Below are 12,722 nucleotides of genomic sequence, written 5' to 3'. Positions count from 1 at the left end.
CCCTACCCTTTCTTGTTCCTGGTGCCGCGCTTGCCGGTCGAGGTCTTGCCGGTCGATGCGTCCGCCTTTGAATCGTTGCCTTGCAAGAGCATGGCGGCCAGCTTGGCACGATCGGCAGCCGAGAGATTGACCAGCGCGGCGGCGAGCATGGCCAGCGTATCAGCCCCTTCGCCGGGCGTCGGCTCGGCGTCGTTTGTGGCCTGGTCGACGTCGCCTTCGCCGGTTGTTTCGTGAGCGATTTCCGGCTTTCTGGTGCAAGCAGCGGTGCAAGCGGGCGAAGGCGTCGCCATAAGTCCTTGCGGATTACCAGTTGCGTCGGTGGGCGGTCGCGTTCGCAATGCGAAGGTCGAGGGTTCGACTCCCTTCCGCTCCACTTGCAAGCACCCGTTGACAGCCGTTGTCAGCGGGTGCGGCCTAGTTGCCCAGCGTGACACGCACGAAGCGGGGCCGATAGACCTCGTTGTCGTCAAACAGCCGGCCGAAATCCCAGGCATTGACGCAGTAGCTGATGAGCAACTCATTGCCTCGCACCGCCCACGGATGGGCCTTGGCGGCATAGCAGAACACGCCTTTGTCGCCGGCCATCTCCGGGCAAGTATAAAGCACGACCGGCTCCGACCACGGGCCCGCCGGCGACGCCGACACGCGACCGAGAATTCGATCGCTCAACCCGCTGTCGGTGTAAACCACAAGATAGCCTTGGCCCTCAGGCAAGCGGCTGACCGAGAACTCGTTCGCGAAGCCATCGGCCCCTCCTTCGCCCGTCGGCGTGGCGACCCACTGCCAATCGTGTTGGAACCGCCAGGCATCGAAGTCGGCAAGCTTGTCGCGGGGCGCACGGGCGACGATCAGCTCCTTGCTTCCAAGCTGCTTGCGGCGGTCGTCTATTCCGTAGATGTACACGTCGTCGCCCTCGGCCAACAGCGCCGCGCCCCACAAGCGCTCGCGCTTTTCCTCGAATTCGGCGAACGGCAAACAACGCTGCTTGATTCTCCAGGCGGTCGGTTCGTCGAGCGGGTTGTCGACCGCGGCCAGACACTGGCCAATTTGCTTGAAACCGAAGGGCCCGTCCTTGCCGGTCTTGTCGATGTGCGCCAAAAAAACGAACAGGCGGCCTTTGACATCGATCGCCGCCTGCGGCCAGAACCAGCCGCCACCCTCGTCCGGCACAAAGACCGCCGCAGGTTGGTCCTTGCCGGCGGAGCCGCTCACAAATCGCAAACGGGCGTGCGGGTCGGCCAGCGACAGCAGACCGACGGTGTTGTTGACCATCGTCGCGCCCCTGCGGCGGCCCGCGCTGACTTTGCCTAGCAGCGTGTCGCCAAACAGAAACAACACGCGCTGCGGAGCCAGCAGCGCCGAGAAGACGCCATCGCCGCCTATCCAGCCTTCGGTGTTGTTGAAGCGCGCGTTCCAATCGGCGGTCGGCTCGGCCTTCACGACGCGCACGCGCGCGGGCTCGGCCGCGATGGCCCGCGCGGCGCATGCCGTGGCCGCCAGCAACAGCGATAGGAAACCGCAGATTACGCGCACAAATCGGCCGAATACTTATAGAGCCGCCCGCCGTCGACTTCTTCGAAGCCGCGGGGATAAAGGCCCTTGCCGATAATGCGGTCGAGCACGAAACCCATCGCAAGTTCGGAAAGCACCGCTTCGTTTTGCAAGGTCAATTGGCTGGGCACCAAAATCTGAAACGATTCTTGACCGGCCGGGATGGCATCGACCCGTGCCAACAATTCTTCCACCGTTGAGGACTGCATAGTCCGACTCCCATGAGTATGAGGCGCCGCCTGGAAACTACCGCCCGCAGGGGTCAGTCTACTATAAATCGTCGCCGTTGGCTGCCACCCCCCAACGATTTTCCGTAGAATTCGAGTATGATGCCGGTATCCCCCTCATCCGGCCGGGCACCGGCAGGTGCTCCGCTGAACTCAAGGCGTGGCCGAGCGGGCCGCCCAGCGGTAAAATGATGGGCACCGCTTTTTTTGGGACCAACGTGACGTCACGCGAAATCAAACTTGTCGAGGTCTTGTTCGCAGTCTTGCTGTTGTTGGTGGCGACGGTCACGCCGGTGGCCGCTCAGGCGAAACGCGAGAAGACCAAGACCGACCAGCCGGCTAAACCGACCGACTACCGCAGCGAGCACTTCTTTGTCCACACCGACCTGCCGGCGGACGAAGCCCAAGACCTGCTGGAACGGCTGGAGACCATGCTGTCGCTGATCTCGGCCTACTGGGCACGCCCTTGCGTGGGCGTGATCGAATGCTACGTGGTCAAAGACCTGGCCGTTTGGCCGACCGGAATGATTCCCGACGAAGGGCTGGACCATATCCGCGCCGGGGCGGGCGTCACCGCGATCACCACCGTGACCGGCGGCGTCGGCTTCCTGGCCAGGTCGGTCGTGTACGCCGTTTCGGACCGCGGCACGCCCCAGCACGAAGCGGTACACGCCTATTGCGGGCAGACGTTCGGCACCACGGGTCCCGTTTGGTACAGCGAAGGCATGGCCGAGATGGGCCAGTATTGGCGGAAGGACAACAAGAGCGTGCGAGTACACGACGCGGTCGTCGAGTATCTGCGCAGCAGCCCGCCGAAAAGCCTGGATGTGATCGTCAACGGCAACGAGTTCACCGGCGACTCGTGGCAGAACTACGCCTGGCGCTGGGCACTCTGCCACCTGCTGGCGAACAACACGAACTACTCGGCCAGATTTCGCCCTTTGGGCCTGGCGCTGTTGAAAAAAGAGCCGACCTCGTTCGAAGAGGTCTACGGCGATATGGCGGAGCAGATCGTGTTCGAGTATTGTTTTTTCTTGAAGCACCTGGAGCAGGGCTTTCGGGCCGACCTGTGCAGCATCGATTGGAACCGCAAGTTTCGCTTCCCCAAGGGAAGCGCCGTGATCGCCGCCAAAATCCGGGCCGACCGCGGCTGGCAGCCCTCGGGCGTGCTGGTCGCCAAGGACACGCGGTATGAAACCAGCGCCAGCGGCAGTTGGCAGACGGGCAAGGAGGGCGGGGCCGTGTCGGCAGATGGCGCCGCCGACGGCGCCGGCAAACTGGTGGGCGCGATCATGACGCACGAGAACGGCAAGAACTTTCAGCTTGGCGAGCCGTTCGAGCTGGGCGCTCACGGCGAGTTCACGGCTGCCTCGGAGGGCAAGCTTTATCTCCGCTGCCGCGACGGCTGGGGAGAGTTGGGCGACAACAAAGGCACGCTCACGGTGAAGTTGAAGGCTGCCAAATGAGAAGATTCTTCTCCCGCTCGAAGGCCAGCGGCTGTTCATAGTTCGCAAGAATGCATTAAAACGCCCCTGGTGCCCGAAGGCAACCAGGGGCGTCGTTTCACTATTCTACAGCAGGTTCACGACCCGCTCGGCCAGTCCCTTCTCGCCGAGCACGACGTTCAGCTTGCTGCTGGCGGCGACCTTTTCGAGGATTTCCAGCTCACGCAGCCGCATGAGCGTCGGGTTGTCCTCCAGCAGCTTGGCGGTGTTCGCCTGGCTGCGCATGGCCGCCGTCTCCTCGCGCCGCACGATCAGGTTGGCCTCAGCCGCCTTCTTGGCCTCGGTCACCCGGTTGAGCAGCGTCTTCATTTCGCCCGGCAGGATCACGTCGCGGATGCCCACGGCGATCAACTCGAAGCCGAGCGTGGTCGCACGCGGACGCAGCAGCTCCTCCAACTCCTTGGCCACGCCGTCCTTGGCGGTCAAGAAGCTGTCGAGTTCGCGCCCGCCGATCACTGCCCGGTCCAATAGGCGTACAGGCCGGGCGGCAGCACGTGGCTGAAGCGGCCGTCGACCCAGACGAGCGCCCGCTGGTGGTCCTTCAGGTCGATGACCAGAGCGCCGTCCTTGCGCGTGCCCGACTTGACGATCACGTCGAGCTTGTCGTGGACGAGGCACGGGTCGCGCTGCGAGACGACGTGTACGCGCATCTTCAGCAGCGGATCGAAGAACCGGTGCCGGCCGGGAACGAGCAGGCCCTTGAACTCTGCGTTCCGGAAATAGAGACCCATCTCGTAACTGGCGATCTTCACAGTCTTCAACATGCTGCACCTTCCTTTCATAATGAATGCCGGCGCCACACCAACCCGAAGCGCCAGTTTTTGATGTTCCGCGTTTTCCGTATCCGCCGCGTAGCGGCGCTGGAATTCAGCCGTGGGTGCAAACCCACGGTGACATTCGGCGAGTGCGAACAAAGCCGCGTAGCGGCGACAGAGGTGTACTCGCGTATTCTGCCGCCGCTACGCGGCTCCGCCGAGGGATTTACAACGTTCTCCGTGGGCTCGCGCCCACGGCTAAACTCTCTGGCCGCTACGCGGCCGGGTGCCAAACGGGCAACATCAAAAAACGCCAGCGAGGAACAGCCACGAGGTGCCTCGCTTACGCATCGCGTTCGTGTGGGCAACCTATGCTGTTTGTAAAAACGCCGTTGGGCGGCGGACCGTTACGCTGCTCACACCACTGCCTGCGGAGTGCCGTTTGAGCAACCGCGGGCCGCTGGCGTTGGCGGACAAAGGTCGGCTCGTCATGTCGGGCGATGCCCTTCACGACTCGCCTTGCTTCGCCGCCGCGGCCAACAGCCAACGAGAAGCGGTATCCACGCACTTCATGGCAGTTGGTGGTGCTGCCGAAAGCCGATAACGTTGCTCTTGGTGACTTGTTCCGGCCACCGGCCTTTCGGCACGGCGTCCAAACTCCTCACCTTAAACAGCCGTCGCACGGCCCGCGGCCGACCAGACGAAACGTCCGCCTCCCTCGGGCTTGCTGGTGGACGCTCTCGCGCCCGTCGGTTTGCAGCCGACTGTCGCATGGACGGGAGTCGAACCCGTAACCGTCAGGTCCCTAGCCTGATGCTCTTTCCAGTTGAGCTACCACAGCCGATGCCGTCCGGTTCAGAACCCATTCACGGAACACGCTCTACCGACCGCTTCACGCGGGACGGGCGCGCCGCTGGCCAGAACGACATCGTTGCGCTGCTTGTAAATCGTTGGCCGCTCGTCGAGCGACTTAAGAGACGCCGGCGGGAGTCGAACCCGCTTCGACCGCATTGCAGGCGGTGGCCGTGCCGTCTGGCTCCAGCGTCAGGTTGTTCAAGCGTCCTCGCCAGGAATTGAACCCGGTCTACGAGCTTCGCAAGCTCGTGTGCTAATCCGGCACACTCCGAGAACAAGTTTTGGTTTCCAGCACCCCGCCGAGGAGTCGAACCTCGTCTTGCAGATTCGTAGTCTGCCGTGCCTCCATCACACTCGCAGGGCAATAAGTAAAACGTAATGTCCCGACCTGGACTCGAACCAGGACCACGAGCTTCGGAGGCTCGGATGCGTTCCGTTACACCATCAGGACAAGCAGGACCGCGAGGAGTCGAACTCCGTAAAGCGGCTTTGGAGACCGCCTGCTCTAGTGAGGAGCACGATCCTAAACTCAATTGCCCGCCCGCTGCTTTCAGCCACAGCACGTCCTTGTCCGACGATCGCATTCCGGTTTCAATTGAAAAAGCTTGAAGGGCCGGCATCCTTGGCCGCTAGACGAACGAGCCGCATGTTTCTTCATAAGTGGGTCGGGAGGCGCTCGAATCCTCGTCTCCTGGTTTTCAGCCAAGTGCTATACCGTCTCAGCTACCGACCCGTAAGTGGGCATCTGCCAACAAAAAAAATGGCCCGGTGTCTCGTGACACCGGGCCTTTGAAGAGCCTTGCTTTGCCTTGATGGCCGAGCGTCACAAGCGCAACCGATGCGCGGGGAGCAGGTTCGCCGGTTGACCGGCAAACGAGCACGTCCCTTTGCGTTCGTTGGTGATGCTTGGCCGTAGGGTCATCATGGAAAATCTCTTTGGCCCCGCGCCGGCAACCTGGGGCCGTCGTTAAAAGCGGCACAGGCCGACCACACGGTCGGCTCCGTCCACTAGCTTATACCTTCATAGACGCCGAAGGTTTCACAAGGTTCACGAGATTTTTTAGCTATGGCAAACTCTCGTTCAGATTGGCGGGGACCGCAGGGTCCGTGGTCCGTTTACCCGAAATTCGCGTTCGCCAACTCGGCGATCGACCGGCCGATGCACAGCGAGGCGGTGGCCGCGGGCGACGGAGCGTTGAGCACGTGAATCATCCGCTCGGCCGGCACAATGTGAAAGTCGTCAACGAGCGTGCCGGCCGGTGCCAACGCCTGCGCACGGACGCCGGCCCCCGCCGGTACGATGTCCGCCGGCGACAGCTCCGGCATCAGCTTTTGCAATGCCCGCACAAAGGCGGCTTTGCTCCAGGAACGATGAAACTCGCCCAGCCCGGTCCGCCAATAGCGGGCCGCCATTCGCCACAGACCGCCGTAACCGGCCATTTCCAGGGCGTCGCGCAACGAAAAGCTGCTCCGCGTATAACCATATCGCTTGAACGCCAGCACGGCGTTCGGCCCCGCCTCGACGCCGCCCCGCACCATCCGAGTGAAATGCACGCCCAGAAAGGGGAACCGCGGGTCGGGGACGGGATAAATCAGATTCCGCACCAGGTGCTCGCGCCCCGCTGCAAGCTGGTAGTATTCCCCGCGAAACGGCACGATCTGCACGCCCGGCTCGACGCCGCACCGCCGGGCCACCCGGTCCGCCTCCAGACCGCCGCAATTGATTAGGTTCCGGCAGCGGACCGGGCCGTGACTGGTTTCCAGCATCAGGCCGCCCGACTCGCGCCGGCAGCCGGTGAACCGCCAGTCGGTGCGGATCTCAGCCCCTTGCGCGCGGGCCACGCGCCCGTAGGTTTCGGTGACCTGCACGTAGTCGACGATGCCGGTTTCGGGCACAAACAGGCCGCCGATGCCCGTCACATGCGGTTCGTGCTCTTTCAACTGTTCGGCCGACAATCGCTCGATGCCCACCAGGCCGTTGGCCCGCCCGCGGCGTTGCAATTCGTCGAGCGCGGGCAATTCGCTGGCGCGGGTGGCCACGACAACTTTTCCGCAACGTTCGTGGGCCACCCCGTGCTCGGCGCAAAAACGATAAAGCTCTTCTCGGCCCTCGACGCAGTTCTTGGCCTTGAGCGAACCGGGCTTGTAGTACAGTCCGGAGTGAATGACGCCGCTGTTGTTGCCCGTTTGATGGGCCGCCAGCCGGCCTTCGGCTTCCAGCAGCAAGAGCGATTGCCCCCATCGGGGCGCGAGGGCATACGCGGTCGCCGCGCCGACGATGCCGCCGCCGATGATGGCGATGTTAAATGGCTCCTGCATGAGCTGGTCCTCACTTCGGTTCGACGAATCGTAGGGTGGGCCAGCGCTTGCAAGCCACGAACGGGACGTTACCATAGCTAGCAATGAACATTTGTTGTTAGGGCATTGAGGCTATCGCAAGCCTCATTGCGCCACAAGGAGGATTTTGCGTGGCACTGGCCGCCAATGAGCTTTATCAGGGCGATTGCATCGAGCGCCTGCAACAACTCGACGAGGGATCGGTCGATCTGGCGTTCGCCGATCCGCCGTTCAACATCGGCTACGAGTACGACGTCTATCACGATCGCAAGCCCTACGAACACTATCTCGATTGGAGCCGGCAGTGGATGGCGGGGGTCTCGCGCGTGCTCAAGCCGAGCGGCACGTTTTGGCTGGCCATCGGCGATGAATACGCCGCCGAGTTGAAGCTCATCGCCCAGAACGACCTGGGCTTGACCTGCCGGAGCTGGGTGATCTGGTATTACACGTTCGGCGTCAACTGCACGCGCAAGTTCACGCGCTCGCACGCGCACCTGTTTCACTTCGTCAAGGACCGCAAGCAATTCACGTTCAACTACAAAGACCGGGCCATCCGCGTGGACTCGGCGCGGAAGTTGGTTTACGCCGACATTCGGGCGAACCCCAACGGCCGGCTGCCTGACGACACCTGGATTCTGCGGCCGCAGGACGTGCCCGATGGTTTCAGCGAAGACCAGGACACGTGGTATTTTTCGCGTGTGGCGGGCACGTTCAAGGAGCGGGCCGGCTTTCACGGCTGTCAGATGCCCGAGCAATTGCTGGGCCGGATTATTCGGGCCAGCAGCAACGAGGGCGACTTGGTGCTGGATCCCTTCGGCGGCAGCGGCACGACCCTGGCGGTGGCCAAGAAGCTCGGTCGCGGCTGGATCGGTTTCGAGTTGTCGGCCGACTACGTGACGAAGATTCAGGCCCGGATCGACTCGGTCGCCGTCGGCCAGCCACTGGACGGGCCGGAGAATCCCGTCACCAGCGCGCCGCCAACGATGGCCGGAAGACGGCTCGAACACAAACAGGCGAAGACGAGAAAAGCCACGGGTTCGCAGAAAACACTCGAGTACGACGCCGGCGCTGCGAACGATACGAACCGCCATGTCACGGATGCGAAAGCCGCTGAGACCAACGGAAAAGCCAGAAGTCGCCGCAAGGGCAAGAGCGCGTAATTCACGTCGTATCGAGGATCGCGCGCCAGGTCGATGCCTCTCGACCACGGCCGGGCCGCCGGTCCGCAGAGAACACTCGACTACGAGACATCTTAGGCAGGCTGCGAGACCAGGGCCTCGATGGCCTCAAGGTGCGCTCGCTCGCTGCCGAGCGTTTCTTCGGCCAGCTCGCGCGCGGCGCGCTCGTCGGCAAGCTGCCGCACGATCCGCTCGATGGCTGACACGTCCTGACGCTGATACCGCAACAACTCCTTGAGCAGAAAATCGAGCGACAGAAAGTGCGTGTCGGTGAACTCCATCGGATACTCGCCCATGTCCACTCGACCCCCTGCGTCCATGATGAACTCGCCGGTCCGCTGCACCATCGCCTTCTGGTCGGCTACGATGTTTTGCAGCGTCTCCGTGGCCCGCTCGTCGCCGTGGTGTGTCCAGGGGCAAGCATCGGTCAAATACATCGGAAACGACCGGTACTCGATCGCCAACAACTCGCTGAGAAGCTCGAACGTGCGGTTCTTATTCAACATCGTAGGGCGGATCACAAAAACAGGCCCCGTGCGGCTGCGAGGGCGAATTCATTCAAGTCGTCGAAGAATATCCCCAGCACGACCACCGGCAGCGTAAGCAACACCAGATAAAGACCGGAGGGAGACAGCATCGACAAATGTGCCGGCAAGCGGTCGGCCGGCTCCGGATCGATCGTCATCACCTTCACCACCCGCAGATAGTAGAACAGGCTCAACGCCGTGTTCAGTCCGCCGATCACCAGCAGCAGGTAGAGCCGCGCATCGACCAGGGAACTGAACACAAAAAACTTGGCGGCGAACCCGCCCAGCGGCGGCATGCCGATCAGGCTGATCAGGATCGTCGCGAAGCACACGACCAGCAGGGGCGAACGCCCGATCAGACCCGCGTAATCGGCGATCTGCTCGCTGCGAAACGTGTTGCGCAAAAACGCCACGATGGCGAACGCTCCCAAATTCATGAAGAGATAAACGCCCACGTAAAACGGGACCGCGGCTACCGCCGCGCGGGCCTGCTCGGGATGCTGGCCCGACAACTGGACGGCCGCCGCCACGGGCATCATCATGTAGCCGGCATGGGCGATCGTCGAATAAGCCAGCAGCCGCTTGATGTTGGTCTGGTTGTAGGCCGCCAGATTGCCGAAGGTGCAAGTGAGCGCGGCCAGCAGGCTGACCAACCCGACCACGTAACGCCGCACCGAGCGGGGCACATCGGCCAGCGGCGGTTCTTCGGCGTCGGGATCCGCGGTTTCGTCGTGGGCCGCAGCCCGATAGGCGACGGTATGCACTCGCGACGCCGCCTGGGCGGTCGGCGCTGAAATGGCCGGCTGCGAGGGAGCGTGCGTGAAGCCGATCGCCACGCGCAGCAGCAGGGCCAGGGCCGCGGCCTTCGACGCCACCGAGAGGAACGCGTTCACTTCGGCACTGGCGCCCTCGAACACGTCAGGGCACCAGAAGTGGAACGGAAACGCCGAGAGCTTGAACGCCAGTCCGACCGAAAGCATCAAGCCGCCCAACATCAGCACCGTTTGCCGCTGGGCCAAGACTTCCGGCGTGAGGTTCAGCAACTCGTGGGCGATCGTCGGCAGATGGCAAGTGCCCAGTGCGCCAGCCAGAAGGCTGATGCCGTAGAGCATGACGCCCGCCGTGCCGGCGCCGTAAATGGAATACTTGAGGGCCGCTTCGCTGCTTTGGCGGCGGCCTTTGAGGATGCCCGATAGGGCGTAGGAGGGCACGCTGGCCATCTCCACGGCCAGAAATACCGTGAGCAAGTGGTTGGCCGAGGCCATCAGGCACATGCCGATCGTGCCGCCTAAGACCAGCGTGTAAAAATCCGGGCTGTCTTCGCGGTCGGGAATGCCCGACAAGCGGGTGAAAACCAGAAACAGCACCAGGAACAATAGCAACACGCCGCGGAAATAGACCGTGAGCGGATCGTAGACCAAGAGGCCGTCGAAAATTTCCGTGCGCGGAATTACCGTCCATGGAGCCGCATAGTAGAGAGCGATGAGCGAACCGATCAGCGCGACATAGCAGGCGTTGATCTTGTGGCCCCAACGCGGCATCCGCGCCAGCAGCATGGCCACGATCGTGACGCAGAGCGTCAGCTCGGGCGCGAAGCCGCGGCACGAGGTGGCCGTGTCGGGATAGAGTTGAGTGAGTAAGGTCTTAAAGTCCAAGTCTATTGCTCCGCATCTGACATCGCCTAAGGTGGGACAAAGTCGCTTTAGCGACCGCCGGCCCACCGTATTGGGTACGGACGAACGAGTCGCAGGTTGTCCGCACCGTTATAGTCTTTCCCTCGTTATCCGATTTGTCTGTGTCGCTCATGGTGGGCCGGCGCTCGCAAGCTCGCTTGTCCCACCCTACGGTTTTGCCGTCGTTACTTCTCCGATCAACGGATCGTTTTCAATCCCGCGCTCGCGGTCGCGCTCAATGCGCGCGGCGAGAGTACGCGGCTCCTTCACGTCGCGCGTCCAGGCGGCCAGATCGCTGACCTCTTTGTTCACGCTCGGCGTCATGTAATCGAAGATCAGTCGTGGATACACTCCGAACAGAATGGCGAACGCCAGCAGCGGGGCGCCGATCGCCAGTTCGCGACCGGTGATCGGCGTAATATGGTCGCCGTGCGGCCCTTTGTATTCGGGGCCGAGATAAACGCGCTGCAACGTCCAGAGAATGTACGCGGCGGTCAAAATGACCGTGGCCGCGGAAAGCACCGCCAGAGCGTGCGAGTAGTTCCACACGCTCAACGTCACGAACACCTCGCCGATGAACCCGCACAAGCCGGGAAGTCCCAGACCGGCGAAGAAGATGCCGAAGGCGATGCCGCTGTAGACCGGCGAGCGGGCGAACAGGCCGCCGAACTCGTCGAGATTGCGATGGTGAACGCGGTCGTAAATCACGCCCACCATAAAGAACATGCCGGGCGAGCTGATGCCGTGAGCGATCATCTGGAACATCGCCCCGTTCATGCCCATCTGCCAGTATTCGGGATTGTAGTTCGTGCCCGACCAGGCGCTCCATACGCCGATGCCCAGCAGAACGTAGCCCATGTGGCTCACCGAGCTGTAGGCCACCAGCCGCTTGAAATCTTTTTGGGCCATGGCCGCGAAGGCTCCGTAGAGCATACTCAGCACGCCGATGAACGTCACCAGCCAGGCCAGATCGAAGCCCGCATCCGGACAAATCGGATAGCAGATACGTATGATGCCGTAGCCGCCCATCTTCAACAGAATGCCGGCCAGGATCATGGAGATGGGCGTGGGGGCCTCGACGTGCGCGTCGGGCAACCATGTATGCACCGGCACCGCCGGCACCTTGATGATGAAGCCGACGAACAGCAGCAGAAACGCCCACCATTGCAGGTTCTTGCCCCACAGCATTTCGTCGTCGAACAGCGTGGTGTGCTGACCCATCGCCGCCAGGGCCAGGATGTTGAAGGTGTGGATCGCGTCGTCGCCGCCCTGTTGCACGCGGCCGGTCACCGACGGATCGAGATGCAACTGCTCCCACTTGACGTCCTGCACCTCGTTGGTTGCGATCAAGTCGCTCTGCTTGGCCAGCTCGCGCAGGTCGCTGTTGAAGTAAAGCATCAAGATGGCGATGAGCATGAACACGCTGCCCAGCAACGTATATAGAAAGAACTTGATGGCGGCGTACTCGCGGCGCGGGCCGCCCCACACGCCGATCAAAAAGTACATCGGCAGCAGCATCACTTCCCAGAACACGTAGAACAGGAAGAAGTCGAGCGCCAGGAACACTCCCAGCATGCCGGTCTCGAGCAGCAGGAAGAGGATGCAATACGCCTTGACGTGCTTCTCGATGTTCCAGCTTGCGCCCATCGAGAGCATGGTCACGAAGGCGGTGAGCATGACCAGCGTGAAGCTGATGCCGTCGGCGCCCATGAAATAGTAGATGTTGAACGACGGTATCCAGGGGACCGTGAAGGCGTCTTGCATCTCGGCGACGCCTTTGCTGAAGCGGGCCTGATCGGGGCCAAGCATGCCGAAGCCGACCGCGCAGGTCGCCAGAAACACGGCCACGGTCGTGGCCAGGCTGACAAGCTTGATGACTTCCGGCTGGTCTTTGGGAATGGCCACCAAAACCAACGCGCCCAGCGCGGGCAAAAAGACGATCAGGCTCAGCCAGAAAAGTGCGGATTGTTCCATGATGACAGTTACTTTACCGAGTTAAGGATGCTGTTTGCGGTGGCCGGAGCGTCGCCGTAGGGTGGGACCAGCGAGCTTGCGAGCGCCGGCCCACCGATCGCGACGTCGTTTACGGTGGGCCGGCGCTCGCAAGCTCGCTG

General features: G+C 62.4%; 11 protein-coding genes and 6 tRNA genes. 2 read left to right on the top strand and 15 right to left on the bottom strand.

Annotation, left to right across the window (positions count from 1 at the left end):
• Positions 1-2: 2 nt before the first annotated feature.
• The 3 genes from VNH11_27795 to VNH11_27785 form a co-directional block, all read right to left on the bottom strand.
• A complete protein-coding gene (locus VNH11_27795) occupies positions 3-290 on the bottom strand; it encodes a hypothetical protein (protein HVA50194.1) in 288 nt (95 codons plus the stop codon).
• 124 nt (positions 291-414) lie between these two features.
• Complete coding sequence (locus VNH11_27790; protein ID HVA50193.1) at positions 415-1,533, bottom strand: DUF4185 domain-containing protein; 1,119 nt, start codon at positions 1,531-1,533, stop codon at positions 415-417.
• On the bottom strand, positions 1,524-1,760 hold the full coding sequence (locus VNH11_27785; protein ID HVA50192.1) for a hypothetical protein: 237 nt from the start codon (positions 1,758-1,760) through the stop codon (positions 1,524-1,526). Before VNH11_27785 ends, VNH11_27790 begins: the two co-directional genes overlap by 10 nt.
• A 236-nt stretch (positions 1,761-1,996) precedes the next feature.
• On the opposite strand from VNH11_27785, the gene VNH11_27780 reads away from it, so the two are divergent.
• Positions 1,997-3,244 (top strand): hypothetical protein, encoded by a 1,248-nt coding sequence (locus tag VNH11_27780; GenBank protein HVA50191.1) that lies wholly within the window; start codon positions 1,997-1,999, stop codon positions 3,242-3,244.
• 105 nt (positions 3,245-3,349) lie between these two features.
• Here VNH11_27780 and VNH11_27775 read toward each other — a convergent pair whose 3' ends face one another.
• The 9 genes from VNH11_27775 to lhgO all read right to left on the bottom strand — a co-directional run bounded on the left by VNH11_27775 (position 3,350) and on the right by lhgO (position 7,212).
• Positions 3,350-3,739: an SPFH domain-containing protein gene (locus VNH11_27775; protein HVA50190.1), complete on the bottom strand. Its 390-nt coding sequence runs from the start codon at positions 3,737-3,739 to the stop codon at positions 3,350-3,352.
• The gene (locus tag VNH11_27770) at positions 3,736-4,047 is read right to left on the bottom strand and encodes a hypothetical protein (protein HVA50189.1); all 312 of its coding nucleotides are present in this window, start codon (positions 4,045-4,047) and stop codon (positions 3,736-3,738) included. The genes VNH11_27775 and VNH11_27770 overlap by 4 nt, the downstream gene beginning before the upstream one ends.
• Positions 4,048-4,805: 758 nt before the next feature.
• Positions 4,806-4,880: transfer RNA gene (locus VNH11_27765), tRNA-Pro, on the bottom strand.
• A 133-nt stretch (positions 4,881-5,013) separates the two neighbouring features.
• Positions 5,014-5,084 (bottom strand) — tRNA-Cys (locus VNH11_27760).
• A 12-nt stretch (positions 5,085-5,096) separates the two neighbouring features.
• Positions 5,097-5,169: transfer RNA gene (locus VNH11_27755), tRNA-Arg, on the bottom strand.
• Between the two features lie 16 nt (positions 5,170-5,185).
• Positions 5,186-5,256, bottom strand: a tRNA-Arg gene (locus tag VNH11_27750).
• 16 nt (positions 5,257-5,272) lie between these two features.
• A tRNA-Arg gene (locus VNH11_27745) sits at positions 5,273-5,344 on the bottom strand.
• A 210-nt stretch (positions 5,345-5,554) separates the two neighbouring features.
• Positions 5,555-5,626: transfer RNA gene (locus tag VNH11_27740), tRNA-Phe, on the bottom strand.
• A gap of 383 nt (positions 5,627-6,009) precedes the next feature.
• Positions 6,010-7,212, bottom strand: coding sequence for an L-2-hydroxyglutarate oxidase (gene lhgO, locus VNH11_27735; protein ID HVA50188.1), 1,203 nt, complete (start codon positions 7,210-7,212; stop codon positions 6,010-6,012).
• A 149-nt stretch (positions 7,213-7,361) separates the two neighbouring features.
• Here lhgO and VNH11_27730 point away from each other — a divergent pair, with 149 nt between their 5' ends.
• The gene (locus VNH11_27730) at positions 7,362-8,390 is read left to right on the top strand and encodes a site-specific DNA-methyltransferase (protein HVA50187.1); all 1,029 of its coding nucleotides are present in this window, start codon (positions 7,362-7,364) and stop codon (positions 8,388-8,390) included.
• 92 nt (positions 8,391-8,482) lie between these two features.
• On the opposite strand, the gene VNH11_27725 is transcribed toward VNH11_27730, so the two are convergent.
• The 3 genes from VNH11_27725 to VNH11_27715 form a co-directional block, all read right to left on the bottom strand.
• Complete coding sequence (locus VNH11_27725) at positions 8,483-8,914, bottom strand: hypothetical protein (GenBank protein HVA50186.1); 432 nt, start codon at positions 8,912-8,914, stop codon at positions 8,483-8,485.
• A gap of 11 nt (positions 8,915-8,925) precedes the next feature.
• The gene (locus VNH11_27720; protein ID HVA50185.1) at positions 8,926-10,590 is read right to left on the bottom strand and encodes an NADH-quinone oxidoreductase subunit N; all 1,665 of its coding nucleotides are present in this window, start codon (positions 10,588-10,590) and stop codon (positions 8,926-8,928) included.
• 186 nt (positions 10,591-10,776) lie between these two features.
• Positions 10,777-12,582, bottom strand: a complete 1,806-nt coding sequence (locus VNH11_27715; protein ID HVA50184.1) for an NADH-quinone oxidoreductase subunit M — start codon at positions 12,580-12,582, stop codon at positions 10,777-10,779.
• Between the last annotated feature and the right edge of the window lie 140 nt (positions 12,583-12,722).

The sequence above is a fragment of the Pirellulales bacterium genome, assembly GCA_035533075.1.
Lineage (GTDB): Bacteria > Planctomycetota > Planctomycetia > Pirellulales > JAICIG01 > DASSFG01.
The sequence above is the reverse complement of the archived record's forward strand: the minus strand, read 5'-3'. Positions and strand labels throughout refer to the sequence as shown.